Raw genomic sequence first — 20,951 nt, 5'->3', positions numbered from 1 at the left:
TTAGCGACTGGCCGCGGCGCGTCGCCCCTTCAGGGCACGGACTTCGAAATTGACCGTATCCATCGTTTCGCCACGGCTGTTTTCCAGGCGCAACCGGTGTTTGCCCGGCTGCGGCAGCCAGAGCAGCCGGCTGTCGGCCGGGCCGAGTACTTGCTGGTCGAGTCGCCAGCGCCAGCCGGCTTCGGCCGTTGCCGACAGGCGGAGCGGGACGCGTTGGCGCTGCGGCGGAATATCCGGATCGAGGGCGATGATGCTGCCCTCGGCCGGGTAGGCGATGCGCGCCAGCGCGCTGGCCGAGGCGGCGCGAACGAGCGGCGTTTCGCTGCCTGCGATGAACCATTCGTCGCGGGCCGGCTCACGGGCCGGTTCGAAGCGGATGCGCGTCCTGACTAGGCCGGCCGGGGCGGCCGGCGGCCGGCTGGCGAGCCGGGGGCGGCCCTGCCCGGGGTCGCCGCGGTGCAGCCAGTCCATCACCTCGCGCCACACCGGCGCCGCGCCGGAAATGCCGGAAACGTCGTGCATCGGGCTGCCGCCAGCATTGCCGACCCAGACGGCGACGGTATAGCGGCGCGACCAGCCGGCACACCAGTTGTCGCGCATGTCCTTGCTGGTGCCGGTCTTGGCTGCGCTCCAGTAGGGTGTGGACAGCCAGGATTCGAGGCCGAAGGTGGCAGCGCGGGCGTTGCGGTCGGCCAGGATGTCGCCGACCAAAAAGGCACTGGCCGGCGTGTTGACCGCCCGGCTCGGGCCGGCGAAGACGCCGGCGCAGCCGTCGCGCTGGCAGGGGATGGGGGCGGTGCCCTTGCCCGGCACGACGCGCAGCGGCGACCACTGGCCGGCATTGGCCAGGGTCCGGTAGGCGTTGGCCAGCATCAACAGCGAAATGTCGGCCGAGCCGAGGGCCAGGCTGTAGCCGTACCAGTCGCCGCTTTGCTGCAGGCTGCTGAAGCCGGTCTGCCGCAGGCGCTGGTGGAAGGCGTCGGGGCCGAGGCGGACCAGCGTCTTGACGGCCGGCACGTTGAGCGAGCCGGCCAGCGCCATGCGCGCCGAGACCCAGCCGCGGTAGTGCGGCTCGTAGTTTTGCGGCGCATAGAGGCCGTTGCCGGTATCGAGCGTCAGCGGCGCATCCTCGATCAGCGCCGCCGGGGTCAGCTGGCGGCGTTCGAAGGCCAGCGCATAGAGAAAGGGTTTCAGCGTCGAGCCGGCCTGGCGCAGCGCCGTCGCGCCATCGACTTCGGCGGCGCCGGAGAGATCGCCGCTCGAGCCGACCCAGGCCAGGATCTCGCCGCTGGCATTGTCGATGACGAGCAGCGCGCCATCCTCGACATTCTGCTGGCGCAGGGCCGACAACTGGCGGCGCAAGGCCTGGCTGGCAAAGCGCTGGAGATCGGCGTCGAGGCTGGAGCGCAGTTGCTGGCCCGGCGCGACCAGTAGCTTGCGGGCCAGGTGCGGGGCCAGTTGCTCGCCGGGGGCGGTCGCCGTTTCCGCCTGCGCGCCGCTCAGGGTCCGGCCGGCAAAGCCCTCCAGGCCCGCGCATTCGGTACCCCGCTGCATTTCCTTAAGCAGGTTGCAGGCCCGTTTGGCGACCAGGGCCGGGCTGGCGTTCGGTGAGCGGAGCAGGGCGGCGGCCAGCGCCGCTTCGCGTTCGTCGAGGCCGTGCGGCCATTTACCGAACAGTTGCCGGCTCATCGCGCCGACGCCGACCAGTTCGCCGCGGAAACTGACCAGGTTGAGGTAGGCCTCGATGATCTGGCGCTTGCTCCAGAAGCCCTCCAGGCGCAGTGCTGCGGTCGACTGCGAAATTTTGGCAAAAATGGAGCGGCGGCCGCGCCGCTGGCCGTCGTCGTCGATCAAGCCGGCCAGTTGCATGCTCAGCGTGCTGGCGCCGCGTGTCCGGCCGCCCCAGAAATTGCTCCAGGCAGCCTTGCCGGCAGCTGGCCAGTCCACCCCGTCGTGTTCCATGAAGCGCCGGTCTTCGGAAACGATCACCGCCCGGATCAGGGCCGGTGAAATCTCGGCGAGCGGTGTCCACGGCGAACGGCGGACCTGCATGTCAAGCCGCAGGCTGTGTAGCGGCCTGCCGTCGCGGGCAAGTAGCGTCGCTTCGGACGACACATGGGCGGCGCGCACTTCGCCATAGCTGGGCAAGGCCACTGCCGGCAGCGGCAGGGCGAGGAGCAGGGCGAACAGGTGGGGGCGGAGTTCCGGCAGAAACACAGGGCGATGACGAGAGGGACTGATGGCTGGCATATAACGGGATTGGCTGGCCCGATGCAAGCCCGTTCTGGCATCGGTGCTATGCTGACTTCAATATGCTACCGGGCAACCCGCACCAGCTCACGCGCCGGCTGCTAGCCGGCCTCACTAAAAGGCGACTCGCCGATGATCGAAACAGTCCTGCTCTCTGCTGCCCGCATCTTTACCTTCAATCGGCAGCAAAACCTGACCAATGCCAGCGGCTTCTTCTTCGAGCGCGACAGCCGGCTCTTTCTGGTTACCAGTCGGCATGTGCTGTTCGACAAACCGAGCAAGCATTTTCCCAACCGCATCGAGATCGAACTGCACATCAACGCCGACGACATCGCCAAATCCACTGGCTTCTCGATGCCGCTCTACCGTGACGGCAAGAGCCTGTGGCGGCAGGGGTCGGATACGGCCGGCGAGATTGACGTCGCCGTCCTCGAAATCGATCGGGAGGCCTTCCCGAAAAGCGCACTCTATCGGGCCTTCACGCCGCAGCATCTGCTCGGCCGCTTCGATCAGGTCGAAGTCGGCAGTTCATTGCTCGTCGTCGGTTTTCCGCTCGGCTTTCACGATACGCTGCACCACATGCCGGTCGTCCGCCAGGCGATCATCGCCTCCTCCTTCGGGTTGCGTTTTCAGGGGCAGGGCTATTTCCTGACCGATGCCCGCACCCACCGCGGCACCAGCGGCGCCCCGGTCGTCATGCGGGTGCCGGGGCCGGTGGCGGAGCTGGGCGATCTGCCGTGGATGCTGCTCGGCGTCCATTCGGCCCGCCTCGACGTCGGCTCGCGCGACCTCAAGCTCGATGAAGCCCTCGGCCTGAACTGCGCCTGGTACGCCGACATCCTGCTGACCCTGACAGCGAAGTAGTAATCAGTAATTACAGTTATGAAAATAAAATTGCTGCGGTGCACCATTTTTGGATTTGTTAGGCTATACTGCACCTCGAACAAACCGACAAACTAATTCAGGAGATGTCCATGACCATCAATACCGAACAATTCGCCGCTGCCAACAAAGCCACCGTTGACTCGCTGCTGTCCGTCGCCAACACCGCCCTGGCTTCCGCCGAGCGCATCGCCGCCCTCAACCTGAACACCGCCCGCGCCGCTCTGGAAGATGGCGTTTCCGGTGTCAAGGCCGTGCTCGGCGCCAAGGATCCGAAGGAAGCCCTGGCCGTTCAATCTTCCCTGGCCCAACCGGCTGTCGAGAAGGCTGTTGCCTACACCCGCTCGGTGTACGAAATCACCAGCCAGACCCAGCAGGAACTGGCCAAGATGGTTGAAGCCCAATTCGGCGACTTCCAGAAATCGATGACCGGCATGCTCGAAATGGCCGCCAAGTCCGCTCCGGCTGGTTCGGAAAGCGCCGTTGCCGCCATCCAGAACGCCATTGCCGCCGCCACCTCGGCTTTCGGCAACATGAACTCCGTTGCCAAGCAGTTCGCTGATGCTGCCCAAGCCAACGTTTCGGCCGTGACCAAGGTCGCTACCGACGCTGCCAAGAAGGCCAAGTAAGTCTTTCAGACTTTCTGCAAAGCAAAGCCCCGCGAATTTCGCGGGGCTTTTTCGTTGACGCAGGAGCAGCGCAATAGCCATTCGGTTCGCTCCAGAAATGGCGAAAAATAGGGTTTTACTGCACCGGGACAAGCTTCTTAATTGTTTGTTGATTATTGGTCCTAGCTCTTTGGTAGCGCACTAACACTTGTTATCAGGCAGAGTTCGGCCAGAAGCGGTCGTTTTGGATTTGTCCCGATTGCGGACATTTCAGCAGCCTTTTACGCGTCCGTATTATTGGAGTTTTTATGCGGACCAGGACACCGGAACTCCCTTGCTCGACGGGCAATAGCACTAGCATAATGCCAGCATGGATATCAATTCATATACGGACCCAGCAGGTCCGTTTAATAACTATTAGACCTTAAGAATTGCCCTAGGGAGGAAGTGCGTAAAGTGGCAAACATCGAACGCGAGAAGCTCATGTTTGAGAAGCAAAAGTTAGATCTCGAACGGGACAAGTTGGAACTCGAAAGAGCCAAGCTTCAGGTCGAAAGGCATAAGGCAAAGTGGACTGCCATAGGGGTGGCGGTCCCAATCATTGTTGTCGCGGCCACCGTCATGTTGGGGATGTGGTCACAGTATCAGAAGGGTCGTGACGATTTTTCTCTAAAAGCAGCAGAGATCTTGCTAGCTGGCGACAACCCAAACACAACACAAAACAAGGCGAAGGCGCTGGCAATTCTCTTTCCATCGCAATTGCCCCAAGATTTTGCCAAGTCTTTTGATCCTGACGCGTTCGGTCAATCCGAGCCCGATACGCTAACGCCAAAGAACGAACTCATAAAACTTATAGCTACGCATCCATCTGATTCTGAAAAGATCCTTGCAGTGTGGAAGGCTATGTTTCCTGGCGATGATTGGTTATCGGAGTTCGAGACAAATTTAAAGTCTAACCCTTCATTTCAGCGGACGGCCTCTGGCCGCCGCTGAATTCCGACGTTATGCCTCTCAATAGCAGTGCCAATTAGATATGGACAAAAAATTTCAAGTATTCATAAGCTCGACCTTCCGTGATCTTCAGAACGAGCGGCAGGCTGTACTTCGAGCGATTCTGGAGCTTGATCACATGCCTGCAGGAATGGAACTTTTTCCAGCTGCAGACGATACTGCATGGGAGTTGATCAAAGACGTTATTGAGTCTTCAGACTACTACGCCCTAATTATTGGCGGTAGATACGGATCTCTTGATGAAGCCGGAATAGGCTACACAGAGAAGGAATACGATCACGCCACCTCCTTGAAAAAGCCGGTGATCCCCCTACTGCACAAAGAACCGGACAATCTGCCAAGGGACAAGACAGAGACTGATGGCGCACTTTGGGAAAAACTCAATGCATTTCGCGCAAAGGTTGAGAAGCGACACACCTGTGTGTACTGGACGACAGTTGATGATCTTCGCGCTCAAGTGATCATTGGCGTCACCTCTGCTATCAAGCGCACCCCAGCAGTTGGATGGGTTCGCGCCAGTGAAGTACCAACCGAAGCAACTCTTCAAGAAGCATTGGCCTTGCGTAAGAGAGTCTCCGAATTGGAAGCGCAAATTGAAGCCGCGAAGACAGCACCACCACCAGAAGCTAACACGCTTACGCAAGGAGAAGACCAATTCGAAATTAGCTGCTCCTTTACCGCAACACAGCGAAAGTCCCCGTACTCAAGTAGTGGCTACAAGGGGACATTCCACTTGTCTTGGAACGATATTTTCGCATCAGTAGCTCCTTCGATGATTAATGAATCGCGTCAATGGAATCTGAGATGGGCGATACAAAAGTTTTTCGAGAAGCGAGCAAAGGAGCAGTTCGAGAAAAATTCAAAGCTCACCGATGCTGCGTTAAAAGAATTCAAGTTCGAAGATGAAGTGTTTGACACATGCATTGTTCAGTTCCGGGCGCTTGGACTGATAAAAGAGAACAAGAAGGCTCGCAGCGTCAAAGACACAGATACATACTGGACCCTAACGCCTTATGGGGACTATTTGATGGTCAATCTAAGGGCATTGCGTCGAGAACAGCCAGAGGAAAAAGAGGTGCCGACTGAGTTCTCGGAAGATACAGACGATGACGCACCAGAGGCATAACCCTGCCGTCCACCGGACGCGGCACAATAGAGCCGCGCAGTGCCGGTGACCTCCACGGTGAAGGACTACTTTCGCGGTTTGGCTACTTCCGCTTTGGGCACAGAACTGTCTTTCGATAGGGCCTTCCTTGGAGGTGATGTAAATATATGTTGCAGCGCAGCATTTATTTTGGCATACTGAAGTCTGTCTCCTCCATCTCCTCCAAGAAATGGATTTAAGCCCACCTCGTGTGGGCTTTTTTTTGTTCACGGACTGTCGCTGGCTATATTTTTCGCGCGCCGGTTGCAAGCCGTGGATCGGCCTATACTGAATTGGCACGGGTATTCGTGCCGATCAGGAGCAGTGCCATGAACAAGACAGTCAAAAGCAACAAGGAAACCAAGAAACAGGCGCTACTGACGCCGAAGGAAAAAAAGTCGGCCAAGCTGGCGAAAAAGCACGCGGCGGAAGTGGTTCCCTTCATTCATCGTTGAGTCCCGGACAGTCGTCCGGTTTGCCAACGAAAAGCCCGGCGACTGCCGGGCTTTTGTCATGTAGCGCTGCGGTTTTTTGCCTTTTCGGGCAGTCGACCGCCGGCATCGGCGCTTAGCTGCCGGTCTTGACCATGCTCAGCGCCACCTGTTCGGCAACCTTGATGCCATCGACGGCGGCCGACAGGATGCCGCCGGCGTAACCGGCACCTTCGCCGGCAGGGTAGAGGCCGCGCGTATTAAGGCTCTGGCATTCGGCATTGCGCGTGATGCGGATCGGCGACGAAGTGCGTGTCTCAACGCCGGTCAGCACCGCATCGGCCATCGCGAAGCCGCGAATCTGCTTGTCGAAGGCGGGGATCGCCTCGCGCAGCGCTTCGATGACGTAGGGCGGTACGCAACTCGCCAGGTCGGTCAGGTGCACGCCCGGCTGGTAGGAGGGATCGACTTCGCCGAGCGCGGTCGACGGCCGGCCGGCCAGGAAATCGCCGATGCGCTGGGCCGGCGCCTCGTAGGTGCCGCCGCCGGCGACGAAGGCGGCCGATTCCCACTGGCGCTGGAAGTCGATGCCGGCGAGCGGGTTGGTCTTGTAGTCGCCGGGGAAATCTTCCGGATTGACGTTGACGACCAGCGCCGCGTTGGCGTTGCGCTCGGCGCGCGAATACTGGCTCATGCCGTTGGTGACGACGCGGCCTTCTTCCGAGGTAGCGGCGACCACCTGGCCGCCCGGGCACATGCAGAAACTGTAGGCTGAGCGGCCGTTGGCGCAGTGATGGACCAGCTTGTAGTCGGCGGCGCCGAGCAGTTCGTTGCCGGCGTTCGGCCCGAAACGTGCCTTGTCGATCAGGGCCTGCGGGTGTTCGACGCGGAAGCCGATCGAGAAGGGCTTGGCTTCGATATAGACGCCCTGGTCGTGCAGCATCTGGAAGGTGTCGCGGGCGCTGTGGCCGATGGCGAGCACGACATGATCGGCGGCAATCGTTTCGCCGCCGGCCAGTTCGACGCCGCGCACCTGCCCATCTTCAATAATGACGCGGTCGACCTTGCTGCCGAAGCGGATTTCACCACCGAGTTCGGTGATCGTCGCCCGCATGTTCTCGACCATCTTGACCAGTCGGAAGGTGCCGATGTGCGGCTTGCTGACGTAAATGATCTCTTCCGGCGCGCCGGCCTTGACGAATTCTTCCAGCACCTTGCGGCCGTGGTGCTGCGGGTCCTTGATCTGGCTGTAGAGCTTGCCGTCCGAGAAGGTACCGGCGCCGCCTTCGCCGAACTGGACGTTCGATTCCGGATTCAGCTTGTTGTTGCGCCACAGGCCCCAGGTGTCCTTGGTCCGCTCGCGCACCGCCTTGCCGCGTTCGAGGATGATCGGCCGGAAGCCCATCTGGGCCAGGATCAGGCCGGCAAGCAGGCCGCAGGGGCCGGTGCCGATGACGACCGGCCGGCTCTTCAGATCGGCCGGGGCCTGGGCGACGAACTTGTAGCGGGTGTCCGGCGTCGGGCCGATATGGGCGTCGTTGTTGGCCGCTTTCAGGCGCTTGACGACGGCGGCTTCGTCCTGCAGTTCGACGTCGAGCGTGAACACGAAGAGGATGTTGCTGCGCTTGCGGGCGTCGTAGCCGCGGCGGAAAACCGTGAAGTTGAGCAGTTCGCCGGGGGCGATGGCGAGGCGTTCGACGATGGCGGCAGCCAGGTCGTCGTCGGTGTAGGGGCGGAGGGGGAGCTTGATCTCGGTCAGGCGCAGCATGGTGTCTATCCGTGGGGGCGCGTCAGGGGCGCGTATTTTAACGCAGCCCCGTCGGCGCGTCTGTCGGTGGCCGGAAATGTCGAGCCTGCTTTAATGCCGCGCCGCCAAGTTTGCTAAGCTCGGCCCATGACTCAAGCGACGCTCTCCGCACTGTTGGCCGAACGGCCGTTCATCCGTTTCTGGCTGGCCCGCCTGGCCGCCGTCCTGGCCCAGCAGATGCTGATGGTGGCCGTCGCCTGGCAGATGTACGACCTCACCGGCAGCGCCTGGGATCTCGGCCTGGTCGGCCTTTTCCAGTTCGTGCCGGCCTTGCTGCTGACCTTGCCGGCCGGCCACCTGGTCGACAAGCTGCGGCGCGGCCGGATCTTTGCGCTGTGCATGCTGGCCCAGGGCGGCGTCGCCCTGTTGCTGGTATTGGCGACCGAAGGCACCTTCATTTCGCGCGAACTGATCCTCGGCTTGTCGATCCTGCTCGGTGCGGCGCGTGCTTTCCAGATGCCGAGCCAGCAGGCGCTGCTGCCGATGCTGGTGCCGATGCATCTGCTTGAGCGCGCCGTCACCCTCGGTTCGACCGGCATGCAGGCCGGGGTGATCTGCGGCCCGGCGCTCGGTGGCCTGATCTACGCGGCCGGGCCGGCCTGGGTTTATGGTGTCGCCGGTGGCCTGCTGCTGATTGCCTTTGGCCTGATGCTCAGCGTCCATGACCCGTTCCTGCCATCAACCGAACCGACTACGCTGGCCAGCGTGCTGGCCGGTGTCCAGTTCGTCTGGCAGAACAAGCTGCTGCTCGGCGCCACCTCGCTCGACCTGTTCGCCGTACTGCTCGGTGGCGCCACCGCCCTGTTGCCGATCTACGCCCGCGACATCCTGCATACCGGTCCCGAAGGTCTCGGTCTACTGCGCGCCGCACCGGCCGCCGGGGCGTTGCTGATGTCGCTGCTCCTGCTGCGCTGGCCGATCCAGCGCAAGGTCGGCCCGTGGCTGCTTGGCTCGGTCGCCGTCTTCGGCCTGGCGACGGTGGTCTTCGGGCTGTCCGAACATTTCGGGCTGTCCTTGCTGGCGCTGGCAATTACCGGAGCCTTCGACAACATCAGCGTCGTCATGCGCATGACGCTGGTCCAGCTCGAAACGCCGAACGAAATTCGCGGCCGGGTCTCGGCCGTCAATTCGATCTTCATCGGCGCCTCCAACCAGTTGGGCGAGTTCGAGTCCGGGGCGACCGCAGCCCTGTTCGGCGCAGTCGGTTCGGTGGTCCTCGGCGGCGTAGGCACGCTGGCCGTCGCCGCCGGCTGGTTCCGGCTGTTTCCGGCCCTGGCCCGGCGCGACCGGATGTTGCCCTGAGGCACTCGCCGCTTAGCCGGCAAAACGGACGATCAGGCTCAGGCCGCAGGCCAGCAGCAGGCCGTTGAGCAGCAGGAACAACTGTTCCCGGCTGATCCGCAAGTCGATGCGATGACCGAGGTAGACGCCGAGCCCCATGACCGGCAGGCAGGCCAGTGCCAGCAACAGCAATTCGAGGTCGAGCAGGCCGGCGATCAGGCAGAGGACGATGCGCCAGGCGGTGGACAGCGCGATCAGCACGGCTTGCGTCGCCCGGAAGGCATTGCGCTCGGCCAGCCGGCGTTCCAGATAAGCGGCGTAGATAAAGCCGCCGCTGCCGAACAGACCGCCGAGGACTCCACCGAAGAGGCCGTAGCCGAACGGGTGGCCGCTGGCGGCGCCGGGCGCGGCCTTTTTTCCGAGCAGGCCGCGCAAGCCTTGAACGGCGACGAACAGGCCGAGCGAGATCGCCATCAGCGCCGGCGGCAGGTGGGCGAGGACGGCCACCCCGAGCAACTGGCCGAGCAGCATGCCGGGAAAAAGCCGGCGGAATTCCGGCCACGCCACCGCTTGGCGCGCCTGCCAGCCGCGCAGCGCGGCGCCGCCACAGTCGAGCATGGCGAGCAGAGGAATGATACGGGCGACCGGCATGACCAGGGCGAGCGGGGCGCTGGCGAGCAGGGCCGAGCCGAAGCCGACCAGCGTAAAAATGGCGTAGGCGACGACGAGCGCGGCGATGGCGAGCAGCAGATGGCTGAGCTGGATGGAGGCGGGGAGCAAAGCGAGCAAATCGTTCATGGCAACGGGCTTTCGAAATTGAACGATTCAATTCTGGGAGTCGATGCGGTATAAAACAAATATCAAATAACTTCATGTGGCATTCTAAAAAAGCATGGCTAGCCTGAAGCAGATTCGTTATTTCCTGACCGTGGCCGATCTTGGCGGCTTTACGCCGGCCGCAGCCAGCCTGTTCGTCGCCCAGCCGGCCTTGAGCCGGCAGATTGCGCTGCTCGAGGCGGAACTCGGTTTCCCGCTATTTCTTCGCGAAGCGCGCGGCGTCCGCCTGACGGCGGCCGGCGCGCTGTATCGCGACCGGGTGCTCGGCATCGAGCAGATGCTCGCCGCCGCGGCGGAAGAGGGCGGCCAGTTGGCCAGCGGCGAGGCCGGCGTGCTCCGCTTGCTGCACTCCAGTTCCATCCCCGCCGTCAGCCTGATGCCGGCGATCAAACAGTTTCTCGCCGCCTCGCCGAAGGCGCGCATTGACCTCGACCGCATCGCCTCCGAAACCCAGGTCAGCGAAGTGGCCAGTGGCAAGGCGGATATCGGCATCGTCCGCCTGCCGGTGCTGCGCCGCGACCCGGCGGTCCGGCTGCTAGAGATGCCGGCCGAGCAACTGTGGCTGGCACTGCCGGCAAGCCATCCGCTGGCCGGGCGCGCCTCGCTGGGGCTGGCCGAACTGGCGGGCGAAGCCTTTGTCTCGGCCGTGCATCGCGAACGCGGCGGCCTTGCCCGGCGGGTCACCGAGTTGTGCCTGCAGCGCGGTTTCGTGCCGAAAATGGCGCGCGTCATTTCGCGCAAAACCTCGATGCTTGATCTGGTCGCGGCCGGCCTCGGTATCGCCGTCGTCCCCGAACGGATGACCCTTCTCGGTTCGGCAGGGCTGGCTTACCGACCGCTGCATGATGCCGATGCCGTGGCGCACAGCGCGGTGATCCTGCCCGTGCAGGCCACCCCGCTGGCCGAGCGCTTCGCCCGGATTCTCGCTGCCGATTCGCCTCCTGGCTGAGCCGGTGCTAAGGTGAAAGCCGTAGCCCTGCCGGCCTGACCAACCTGGAGGTAACACGATGAACCCCATTCAACGCATTGCCGGGCGCCCGTCTGATATTGGCGACGGCATGATGGTGCTGCGTGCCTTGCCCAGCCGCCAGCGGCGCATGGTCGGCGCCTGGTGCTTTGCCGACCATCTCGGGCCGGTGCAGTTTGGCCCGGGCAAAGGGATGCACGTCGGTGCCCATCCGCATATCGGTTTGCAGACCTTTACCTGGCTGATCGAAGGCGAGGTGCTGCATCGCGACAGTCTGGGCAACGAACAGATCATCCGCCCCGGCGAAGTGAACCTGATGACGGCGGGCCACGGCGTGGTGCATACCGAGGATTCGCTGCGCGACGGGCAACGCCTCCACGCCGCACAGTTGTGGATTGCGCTGCCGGATACAGCGACCAACTGTGCGCCGGGCTTCGCGCACTACGCCGACCTGCCGCGCTGGGCTGAGGCAGGCTGTAGCTTCACGCTGCTGGCCGGCAGTTTTGCCGGGCGAACGATGGCGGGCCATTTCCATTCACCCTTGCTTGGTCTCGATGCCTGCAGCAGTTCGGCGGCCAAGATCAGCTTGCCGCTGAAGCCGGAATTCGAATACGGCATCCTGCTCCTCGAAGGCGAAATCCTGATCGCCGGCGAGCGTTTTGCGACGGATGAATTTGCCTACCTGGGCACGGGGGCGGAGCACATCGAGCTTGAAATGGCGGCGGCGACGCGGATCATCGTGCTCGGCGGTGAGCCGTTTGGCGAACCGGTGCTGATGTGGTGGAACTTTGTCGGTTTCAGCAAGGATCAGATCGCCGAAGCCCTGCGCGCCTGGGAAGCCGACGAGCCACGTTTTGGTCGCGTTGAAGGCGATGCGGGGCGGCGCCTGGTCGCGCCAGCCTTGCCGTGGTCCGGCTACTGAAGGTTTTTCCTGCGGCCACCCGCAGGCCGGCCAGGAATGGCGGGCCTTGGCGAGCCGTAGCGTGCGCTGCCCGACATAGGGTTACACAACTTACATGGATTCTCTGGCGCAAGCGGGGATACTCAATTGATTACTGCGTCGCAGCAATCTCCCGCCAACAGCGGCCACAGTGATGCAGCACCCAGGGTGATTTTTCCCTTGCATCACATGACTCAGAGTTCCGAAAAGGAAAAATCATGAGTACCAAAATCCCTACCCCCAGCTTCGCCGGCCTTGCCGACAGCTTCAATGTCCTGCCGGCCCTGGCCCAGATTTATCTGAGCAGTTCCGTTCGCCTCGGCGAGCTGACCGTGCAGGCGGCAAACAAAACGGTGGAAGACTATGTTTCCGTTACCAATGCCGCCACGCACATGAGCGATAGTCCCGGGCCATTCGCCTTTCAATCGGTCCTCGGTCAGCCAGTCTTCGAAAGAACGCTCGCCTACTTCCGCGAGAGTTGTGAAATCCTCACCCAGGCGCAGGCCGAGGCCGCGCAGCTCTGCGGGCGAGCCCTCGACATCCCGACCGAGCAGCTATCCGTCGCCCAGAACTGGGGCTCGCTGATGAGTGCCTGCGCTGGCGGCATGAAGAAGCTTTCGGCAATCACCGAAGCCAATGTCGCCGCCGCCACTGGCGCCCGCGACAGGTTCGTTGCGGCAACCGCGTCGCACCACAAACAGGCTGCCTGAAGAGCAGAACTGTTTATCAAGAAGTCCTGACAAGGTGATGCCGTTCAGTAAAGACTGAGCGGCATTTTTATTGTCCGGCCGGGAGCGTATTGCTGCGGTCGACCTGCCCGGCCGGGCAAAAATGGGCGGCGGTGCGGCCAGTATCCAGGCTTTATCTCGGCGGTTTGATGGCGGTCAGTGTCGGTTAGCGCAGCCTTGATGAGTGCCTGTTTTCAGTGCACTCAAAGCGCCAGCCGGCTCCGGTTTTTACCGTTTTTTTATATCCGAACCCCCAAGTTTTTCGAAAACTTTGATAGCGATTTTCCTAGCATGACCCTGTCGCAATATCTACATGGGGAGTACTTATGGATCTCGTTTATCTCGCCGCTATCGGGCTGTTTTTCGCCCTGATGCTCGGCCTCGCCACCGGCTGTGCCCGGCTTGGGAGGCCCAAATGAGCTGGCTTTTCATCCTTAGCGGCGTTGTTGCCGCCGGCCTGCTGGTCTATCTGGTCGCCGCGCTGATCAACCCGGAGAACTTTTCATGAGCAATCATGCCTGGTTACTTCTCGGACTTTTTCTCATTGTCCTGCTGCTTACCGTCAAGCCCTTGGGGACATATATCGCCAACGTGATGGAAGGTCGCTTCCGTCTGGCCGGCAAGATCGAAAATCCGCTCTATCGCCTGTGCGGTATCCGTCCGGACGACGAAATGGGCTGGCTGAAATACGCTTTTGCCATCCTGCTCTTCAATGCGCTCGGAGCTCTGGTAGTCTATGCCTTGCAACGTCTGCAGGCCGATCTGCCAATCAATCCACAGGCTTTCGCCAATGTCAGTCCGGATTCGGCCTTCAATACGGCGATCAGCTTCGCCACCAACACCAACTGGCAAGGCTATGGTGGCGAAGTGACGATGAGCTATCTGACTCAGATGCTGGGTCTTGCGGTTCAGAACTTCCTCTCTGCTGCCACCGGCATTGCCGTGGTCATCGCGCTGATCCGGGGCTTTGCCCGCAACACGGCCAGGAGTATCGGCAATGCCTGGGTCGATCTGTGCCGGATCACGCTTTATGTTTTGCTGCCTCTGGCCATCATTTGCGCGGTCGTTCTGACCAGCCAGGGCGTCATCCAGAATTTCGACGCCTACAAGGAAGTCAGGACGCTGGAAGTGACCAGCTTCGAGACGCCCAAGCTCGACGAAGCCGGCCAGCCGCTCAAGGATGAGCAGGGCGCCGTCATCACTGAACCGGCTCAGACGCAAAGCCAGACGCTGGCCATGGGTCCGGTCGCCTCGCAGGAAGCGATCAAGATGCTGGGCACCAATGGTGGCGGCTTCATGAACGCCAACTCGGCGCATCCCTATGAAAACCCGACGCCGCTCTCCAACTTCATCCAGATGCTGTCGATCTTCCTGATCCCGGCGGCGCTGTGCTTCACCTTCGGGCGCCTGGTCGGCGATACCCGCCAGGGCTGGGCTGTGCTCGCCGCGATGAGCCTGATGTTCGTCACTTTGGCCTATGCCGCGATGCATTTCGAGCAGCAGGCCAACCCGCTACTCACCCAGTTGGGCGTCGATCCGTCGGCCGGCAACATGGAAGGTAAGGAAACCCGTTTCGGCATCGCCGAATCCGGCCTGTTCGCGACCATCACGACACTCGCCTCATGTGGCGCGGTCAACGCCATGCACGACTCGTTTACGCCGCTCGGTGGGCTGGTGCCGCTGCTCGACATGCAGCTTGGTGAAGTCGTTTTCGGCGGCGTCGGTACCGGTCTTTACGGCATGCTCGTCTTCGCCATCATGGCTGTCTTCATCGCCGGCCTGATGATCGGCCGCACGCCGGAATACCTGGGCAAGAAGATCGAAGCCTTCGAGATGAAGATGGTTTCCATCGCCATCCTGGTTACGCCGCTGCTCGTGCTGGTCGGCACCGCGATTGCGGTGATGCTCGCCGACGGTCGGGCCGGCGTCGCCAACCCGGGCGCTCATGGCTTTTCGGAAATTCTCTATGCCTTCACCTCGGCCGCCAACAATAACGGCAGCGCCTTCGCCGGGTTGTCCGCCAACACGCCGTTCTACAACGTGATGCTCGGCGTTGCCATGTGGTTTGGCCGTTTCGGCGTCATCGTGCCGGTGCTGGCCATCGCCGGTTCGCTGGCCGCCAAGAAGCGCATCGCCGTCGGCGCCGGCACGCTGCCGACGCACGGTCCGCTGTTCGTCACGCTGCTGATCGGCACCGTGCTGCTGGTCGGCCTCCTAAATTACGTCCCGGCGTTGGCGCTCGGCCCCGTCATCGAGCACCTTGTGCTCTGGGCCGGTCAATAAGCTAGGGGAGAGAAAATAATGACCCGAAAGACTTTTACCCTGTTCGATCCGGCGCTCGCCGTTCCGGCCGTTGCCGATGCCTTCCGCAAGCTCAATCCGGCCGTGCAATGGCGCAATCCGGTGATGTTCGTGGTCTATGTCGGCAGCATCCTGACCACCATCCTCTGGCTGCAAGCCCTCGGTGGTAAAGGCGAAGCGCCGGCCGGCTTCATCCTGACGATCACCATCTGGCTGTGGTTCACGGTGCTCTTCGCCAACTTTGCCGAGGCGCTGGCCGAAGGACGCAGCAAGGCGCAAGCCGCTTCGCTGCGTGGGCTGAAGAAGGAAACCTGGGCCAAGAAGCTGCTCGAGCCGAAGTATGGCGCCAAGTGGAACCTTGTTCCGGCCACGGATCTGCGCAAGGGCGACGTCATCGTCATCCAGGCTCAGGAAACCATTCCGGCCGACGGCGAAGTCATCGAAGGTGTCGCCTCGGTCGACGAATCCGCCATCACCGGCGAATCGGCCCCGGTCATCCGCGAATCCGGCGGCGACTTCTCGGCCGTTACCGGCGGCACCCGCGTGCTGTCCGACTGGATCGTCGTCCGCGTCACGGTAAATCCGGGCGAAACCTTCGTCGACCGCATGATTGCCATGGTCGAGAACGCCAAGCGCCAGAAGACGCCGAATGAAATCGCCCTGACCATCCTGTTGGTGGCGCTGACCATCGTCTTCCTCGGGGTCGTGGTGACCCTGCTGCCCTTCTCGATGTTCAGCGCGGAATTGGCAAATGAGGTCGCCGGGGCCGGCACGCCGATCAGCATCACCGTGCTCATCGCGCTGCTCGTCTGCCTGATTCCGACCACCATCGCCGGCCTGCTTTCGGCCATCGGTGTGGCCGGCATGAGCCGCATGATGCAGGCCAATGTCATTGCCACCTCCGGCCGGGCCGTCGAAGCCGCCGGCGACGTCGATGTGCTGCTGATGGACAAGACCGGCACGATTACGCTGGGCAATCGCCAGGCTTCCACTTTCCTGCCGGCCGACGGCGTCACCGAAGCCGAGCTGGCCGATGCCGCCCAACTCGCCTCGCTCGCCGATGAAACGCCGGAAGGCCGCAGCATCGTGGTGCTCGCCAAGCAGCGCTTCCAACTCCGCGAGCGGGACATTCACGCGCTGGATGCCCATTTCGTACATTTCTCGGCCCACACCCGGATGAGCGGTGTCGATATGGCCGGTCGTCAGGTGCGTAAAGGCGCTGCCGATGCCATCAAGAAGCACGTCGAAACCTTGGGTGGAAAATTCCCGGCATCGGTGTCAGGCAAGGTCGATGAAGTCGCCCGCCGCGGCAGCACGCCGCTGGTCGTTGCCGACGGCACCCGTGTCATGGGTGTCATTGAGCTCAAGGACATCGTCAAGGGCGGTATCAAGGAGCGCTTTGCCGAACTGCGCAAGATGGGTATCAAGACGGTCATGGTGACCGGCGACAACCGTATCACGGCTGCGGCCATTGCCGCCGAGGCCGGCGTCGACGACTTCCTGCCGGAAGCGACGCCGGAAGCCAAGCTGGCGCTGATCCGCGAGTATCAGTCCGAAGGCCGGCTGGTAGCGATGACCGGCGACGGTACCAACGACGCTCCGGCGCTGGCCCAGGCCGATGTCGCCGTGGCCATGAACACCGGCACGCAAGCCGCCAAGGAAGCCGGCAACATGGTCGACCTCGACTCCAACCCGACCAAGCTGATCGAAGTGGTCGAGACCGGCAAGCAGATGCTGATGACGCGCGGTTCGCTGACGACATTTTCCATCGCCAACGACATCGCCAAGTACTTTGCGATCATCCCGGCCGCCTTCGTGAGCACCTACCCGCAGCTCGCCGCACTCAATGTCATGGGCCTGGCCAGCCCGGCTTCGGCCATCCTGTCGGCAGTGATCTTCAATGCCCTGATCATCGTCTTCCTGATCCCACTCGCCTTGAAGGGCGTCAAGTACCGCCCGCTCGGTGCGGCGACGCTGCTGCGCCAGAACCTGGCGCTCTACGGCCTGGGGGGCGTCATCGTTCCCTTTATCGGCATCAAGCTGATCGACCTGGCGCTTGTTGCCATCGGTCTGGCCTGAGGAGAAAACTCATGAAAACCCTGTTACGCCCAGCTGTCAGCCTGTTCGTCCTGCTCACCGTCGTCACCGGCATCGTCTATCCACTGACCGTCACCGGTATCGCCAAGTTCGCTTTTCCCAATGCCACCGAGGGCAGCCTGATCGTCAAGGATGGCAAGGCCGTCGGTTCCCGCCTGATCGGCCAGAACTTCACCGATCCCAAGTACTTCTGGGGCCGTCCCTCGGCCACCGGGCCGATGCCGTACAACGCGTCGGGCTCAGGTGGCTCCAATCAGGGGCCGCTCAGTCCGGCCCTGAGCGATGCCGTCAAGGGAAGGATCGAGGCCCTGAAGGCGGCCGACCCGGACAACAAGTTGCCGATTCCGGCCGACCTGGTCAATGCCTCGGCCAGTGGTCTCGATCCCCACATCAGCCCGGAGGCAGCGGCCTATCAGGTGGCTCGCGTCGCCAGCCTGCGCCATCTCCCCCCGGCCGACCTCAAGGTTTTGGTCAGTCAACACACCGAAGGCCGCCAATGGGGCGTTTTAGGCGAACCCCGGGTAAACGTGCTGCAACTCAACATCGCACTTGATGCACTTCGTTAAAAAAACAGAGATATACATGAAAAACAATTCCGCTTCTGTTCGTTCCGTAGTCGTCCTTGCCCTGGCCGCCGGTCTTTCTGCGTTCGCCCTCGCCGAGGAAGTCCCGGCGTCCGCGCATACGCTGACCGGCAATTTCGGCCTGTTCTCCAGCTACCGTTTCCGTGGCATCGACCAGACTTCGGGCAAGCCAGCCTTGCAAGGCGGTTTCGATTACTCGCACGCCAGCGGCTTCTACGCCGGCAACTGGAACTCCAATATCTCCTCCGGCGCCGGCTACCCGGAAGGCAATCTGGAAATGGATTTCTACGGTGGCTACAAGGCTAGCTTCGGCGATTTCGGGATCGATGTCGGTGGTCTCTATTACTACTACCCGGGCACTGATCTGAGTATCACCAATGGCGGCAAGACCAATAGCGGCCGGGTCGACAATGGGGAGATCTACATTGCCGGCACTTGGAAGTTCCTCTCGCTGAAATACTCCCATGCCGTCAGCGACTATTTCGCCGTGCCGGACAGCAAGGGCACCGGCTATCTCGACCTGTCGGCCAACTACGACCTGGGCGAGGGCTGGGGGATCAACGGCCACGTTGGTCACCTGAATTTCAGGAACGTCAGCAATGGCAGCTACACCGACTGGAAACTCGGTGTGACCAAGGAACTTTCAGGCTGGGTGATCGGCGCCGCCTATGTGGACACCAATGCCAAGGGCGATTGCGGCAAGGGCGAATTCTATTGTTTCTCCAATTCGCTGAGCAGTCAGAACGTCCAGGATGGCAGCAAGACCAAGGATGCCGGTCGCGGCATCGCCGTTGTCTCGGTCAGCAAGACGTTCTGATCTAGCCTGGCACCCCATGTCTGCGCTCAAGACAGGGAAGGCAGGAGCGGGCCGTCCCGCTCCCTTTTGCCGCCAGTGGATCGAACGCTGGCGGGTGCATCATCCCGAGGAGGAATACCCATTGAACACGATCGCTGATCTTCTGCACACCGAGGACATCGTCCTCAATCTGGCCGTGGCCGGCAAAGGCGAGCTCTTCGACGAGATTGCCCGGCATATGGAAGGGAGGTACGGCATGCCGCAGGCCTGGGTCGTCCTCAGCCTGTCACGTCGTGAAGAAGTCGGCTCGACCGGCCTCGGCGAAGGGGTGGCCATTCCGCATGCTCGCATCAAGGATCTCGACCGAATACAGGTCGCTTACTTCCGCTTGGCAGCACCGATTCCCTTTGCGTCGCCGGATGGCCTGCCGGTCTCCGACATCCTGGTTCTGCTGGTGCCGAAGCAGGCAACGGAAGAGCATCTGAGTATCCTGGCCGAAGCGACCCGGCTGTTTTCCGAACCCCGGTTCCGCCTGCAACTGCATGGTTGCGAACAGGCCTCTGCGGTACGACAACTGTTCGCCAGTTGGCCATGTCAAGTCTGATTCCGGAAGCCTGGGGTTTTTACGCAATTTTTATAACAACCCCCTCCGTTTTTGCAGAATCTTGAAATGGTCTTGCTTAGTATTTCTCTTGTACTGGACCTGTAGGAAGGCATGTATATGGAAGTCATCAGTTTTCTGCTGGCTGTTGCCACCATCATCATTCCCTTGCTGCTGGCCTGGTTGTTTATCAATCGAAAGTGAAGGACGACATGAACTCAGACTTATGCATCGGCATTGCCTCGACCAAAGACTCGCTTGAAATCGCCACTCTGGAAACCGGCAAGCGCGCCGTGGTCAGGCGGTTCCCGGCAACGGGAATGGGGGTGGAAGCTATTCGGGTCTTTCTGTCCGGCTACGGGCAACCGGTGCGCTTGGCGGTGGCGGGTGTGGCGGCACTGAGTCTGGCGCTCAGCCTCGGCAACGCCTGTGGCGCGGAAACCTTCATCGTTTCTTCAAGCATTGCCGACCAGGCGGAGGCGCTGGCCCGTTATGCCGAACATGCTGCCTGAAACATCATGGCACTGCATACTTGTCCGGTCTGTGGTGGCCGGCATGAAGTTCACCCGGTGCTTGACCGTCTGGCCTATGGTTGGCAATTGACCTGCTCTCCACATTGCAAGACGGTATTCCCTGGGCTGGTCCGAGCCCGTGTGCTCGCTGAAATTGCCAAAAACGTGCAGGATGGGGAGTCTCGAAACTTGGGGGGGAAAGCATGCTGATCAATTGCGTCGCCTACGAAAATGGCTCGCGCCTGGCTGATCTGTCAGTCGAGGAAATCAGCGATTATCTGGCCAAGCCGAATTGCTTCGTCTGGGTTGCCCTGCGCGATGCGACGCTGCAGGAACTCGAGCAGATGAAGGAGGAGTTCGATTTGCACGAATTGGCGGTCGAGGATGCCCGCCATGGCCACCAGCGGCCGAAAATCGAAGAATATGGCGATTCGGTGTTTGCCGTCATGCACCTGCTGGAACAGGATAAGGGCGAGTTCAATATCGGTGAAGTGAATGTCTTTGTCGGCCAGAATTATGTCCTGTCGGTCAGGAATCATAGCCAGCAACATTTCCTCGGGGTGCGCGAACGCTGCGAGCGAGAGCCGCATCTGCTCAGCCATGGATCGGGCTTTGTCCTCTATGCCCTGATGGATGCTGTCGTCGATCGGTATTTCCCGATCATGGACCGGCTGGAGTCGGAACTCGAAGAAATTGAGGAACAGATTTTTGCCAAGGGCGCCGCCCGCAGCAATATCGAGCGGCTTTACGACCTGAAACGCAAGATTACTTTGCTCAAGCATGCGGTGGCGCCAATGATGGAGGCCACCGGCAAGCTCTCCGGCGGCCGGGGACCCACGGTCTGTGCCAACAGCCGGGACTACTTCCGCGATGTCCATGACCACCTCGCCCGGATCAATGCTTCGCTTGACACTATCAGGGACACCATCGGTACCGCCATTCAGGTCAACCTTTCCATGGTGACCATCGAAGAAAGCGAAGTGAACAAGAAGCTGGCGGCCTGGGCCGGTATCTTTGCCGTCGCCACCGCTTTTGCCGGCATCTGGGGCATGAACTTCAAGGCGATGCCCGAACTGCAATGGGAATACGGTTATCCGATGGCACTTCTGGCCATCAGCGGGGCCTGTGTTGCGCTTTATGCTCACTTCAGACGCGTCGGATGGCTATAAGGACA

The 20,951-nt window shown here is 61.5% G+C and carries 20 protein-coding genes; 17 read left to right on the top strand and 3 right to left on the bottom strand.

All coding sequences use genetic code 11. From position 1 onward, the window contains the following. On the bottom strand, window positions 1-2,217 hold the full coding sequence (pbpC, locus tag GH663_RS08495; RefSeq protein WP_246181538.1) for a penicillin-binding protein 1C: 2,217 nt from the start codon (window positions 2,215-2,217) through the stop codon (window positions 1-3). Between the two features lie 165 nt (window positions 2,218-2,382). On the opposite strand from pbpC, the gene GH663_RS08490 reads away from it, so the two are divergent. From GH663_RS08490 to GH663_RS21340, 5 genes are all read left to right on the top strand, one after another. Then, a complete protein-coding gene (locus GH663_RS08490) occupies window positions 2,383-3,114 on the top strand; it encodes a S1 family peptidase (RefSeq protein ID WP_066880555.1) in 732 nt (243 codons plus the stop codon). Window positions 3,115-3,218: 104 nt separating this feature from the next. After that, window positions 3,219-3,761, top strand: a complete 543-nt coding sequence (locus GH663_RS08485) for a phasin family protein (RefSeq protein WP_066880553.1) — start codon at window positions 3,219-3,221, stop codon at window positions 3,759-3,761. Between the two features lie 435 nt (window positions 3,762-4,196). Further along, a complete protein-coding gene (locus GH663_RS08480) occupies window positions 4,197-4,733 on the top strand; it encodes a hypothetical protein (RefSeq protein ID WP_153131234.1) in 537 nt (178 codons plus the stop codon). A gap of 40 nt (window positions 4,734-4,773) precedes the next feature. Continuing rightward, a complete protein-coding gene (locus GH663_RS08475) occupies window positions 4,774-5,877 on the top strand; it encodes a DUF4062 domain-containing protein (RefSeq protein WP_153131233.1) in 1,104 nt (367 codons plus the stop codon). Window positions 5,878-6,224: 347 nt separating this feature from the next. Further along, window positions 6,225-6,350: a hypothetical protein gene (locus GH663_RS21340; RefSeq protein ID WP_276203660.1), complete on the top strand. Its 126-nt coding sequence runs from the start codon at window positions 6,225-6,227 to the stop codon at window positions 6,348-6,350. A gap of 112 nt (window positions 6,351-6,462) precedes the next feature. On the opposite strand, the gene GH663_RS08470 is transcribed toward GH663_RS21340, so the two are convergent. Further along, window positions 6,463-8,094: an NAD(P)/FAD-dependent oxidoreductase gene (locus tag GH663_RS08470; protein ID WP_153131232.1), complete on the bottom strand. Its 1,632-nt coding sequence runs from the start codon at window positions 8,092-8,094 to the stop codon at window positions 6,463-6,465. A gap of 126 nt (window positions 8,095-8,220) precedes the next feature. On the opposite strand from GH663_RS08470, the gene GH663_RS08465 reads away from it, so the two are divergent. Further along, a complete protein-coding gene (locus GH663_RS08465; protein WP_153131231.1) occupies window positions 8,221-9,435 on the top strand; it encodes an MFS transporter in 1,215 nt (404 codons plus the stop codon). Window positions 9,436-9,447: 12 nt separating this feature from the next. On the opposite strand, the gene GH663_RS08460 is transcribed toward GH663_RS08465, so the two are convergent. Then, complete coding sequence (locus tag GH663_RS08460; RefSeq protein WP_153131230.1) at window positions 9,448-10,212, bottom strand: TSUP family transporter; 765 nt, start codon at window positions 10,210-10,212, stop codon at window positions 9,448-9,450. Between the two features lie 94 nt (window positions 10,213-10,306). On the opposite strand from GH663_RS08460, the gene GH663_RS08455 reads away from it, so the two are divergent. The 11 genes from GH663_RS08455 to corA all read left to right on the top strand — a co-directional run bounded on the left by GH663_RS08455 (window position 10,307) and on the right by corA (window position 20,946). Then, entirely contained in the window at window positions 10,307-11,200 is an 894-nt protein-coding gene (locus tag GH663_RS08455) for a LysR substrate-binding domain-containing protein (RefSeq protein ID WP_153131229.1), read from the top strand. A 58-nt stretch (window positions 11,201-11,258) separates the two neighbouring features. Continuing rightward, entirely contained in the window at window positions 11,259-12,140 is an 882-nt protein-coding gene (locus GH663_RS08450) for a pirin family protein (RefSeq protein WP_153131228.1), read from the top strand. A 236-nt stretch (window positions 12,141-12,376) separates the two neighbouring features. Further along, on the top strand, window positions 12,377-12,868 hold the full coding sequence (locus GH663_RS08445) for a phasin family protein (protein WP_153131227.1): 492 nt from the start codon (window positions 12,377-12,379) through the stop codon (window positions 12,866-12,868). 433 nt (window positions 12,869-13,301) lie between these two features. Continuing rightward, window positions 13,302-13,394 (top strand): K(+)-transporting ATPase subunit F, encoded by a 93-nt coding sequence (kdpF, locus tag GH663_RS08440; protein WP_153131226.1) that lies wholly within the window; start codon window positions 13,302-13,304, stop codon window positions 13,392-13,394. After that, the gene (gene kdpA, locus GH663_RS08435) at window positions 13,391-15,169 is read left to right on the top strand and encodes a potassium-transporting ATPase subunit KdpA (RefSeq protein WP_153131225.1); all 1,779 of its coding nucleotides are present in this window, start codon (window positions 13,391-13,393) and stop codon (window positions 15,167-15,169) included. The genes kdpF and kdpA overlap by 4 nt, the downstream gene beginning before the upstream one ends. 18 nt (window positions 15,170-15,187) lie before the next feature. After that, window positions 15,188-17,266, top strand: a complete 2,079-nt coding sequence (gene kdpB, locus GH663_RS08430) for a potassium-transporting ATPase subunit KdpB (RefSeq protein WP_153131224.1) — start codon at window positions 15,188-15,190, stop codon at window positions 17,264-17,266. A gap of 11 nt (window positions 17,267-17,277) precedes the next feature. Next, window positions 17,278-17,850 carry a potassium-transporting ATPase subunit KdpC gene (gene kdpC, locus GH663_RS08425; protein ID WP_153131223.1) on the top strand — a complete coding sequence of 191 codons (573 nt, stop codon included), beginning with the start codon at window positions 17,278-17,280 and terminating at the stop codon, window positions 17,848-17,850. Between the two features lie 16 nt (window positions 17,851-17,866). Further along, window positions 17,867-18,685: a TorF family putative porin gene (locus GH663_RS08420; protein ID WP_153131222.1), complete on the top strand. Its 819-nt coding sequence runs from the start codon at window positions 17,867-17,869 to the stop codon at window positions 18,683-18,685. A 121-nt stretch (window positions 18,686-18,806) separates the two neighbouring features. Further along, window positions 18,807-19,268 (top strand): PTS sugar transporter subunit IIA, encoded by a 462-nt coding sequence (locus GH663_RS08415; RefSeq protein WP_246181537.1) that lies wholly within the window; start codon window positions 18,807-18,809, stop codon window positions 19,266-19,268. 209 nt (window positions 19,269-19,477) lie between these two features. After that, entirely contained in the window at window positions 19,478-19,777 is a 300-nt protein-coding gene (locus GH663_RS08410; RefSeq protein WP_153131220.1) for a hypothetical protein, read from the top strand. A 203-nt stretch (window positions 19,778-19,980) separates the two neighbouring features. Further along, window positions 19,981-20,946 (top strand): magnesium/cobalt transporter CorA, encoded by a 966-nt coding sequence (gene corA / locus GH663_RS08405; RefSeq protein ID WP_153131219.1) that lies wholly within the window; start codon window positions 19,981-19,983, stop codon window positions 20,944-20,946. The last annotated feature ends 5 nt before the right edge of the window (window positions 20,947-20,951 follow it).

This window comes from Dechloromonas hortensis, assembly GCF_009469765.1.
GTDB classification, from domain to species: domain Bacteria; phylum Pseudomonadota; class Gammaproteobacteria; order Burkholderiales; family Rhodocyclaceae; genus Azonexus; species Azonexus hortensis.
Note: the sequence above shows the minus strand (reverse complement) of the source record. Positions and strands in the feature narration are given on the sequence as shown.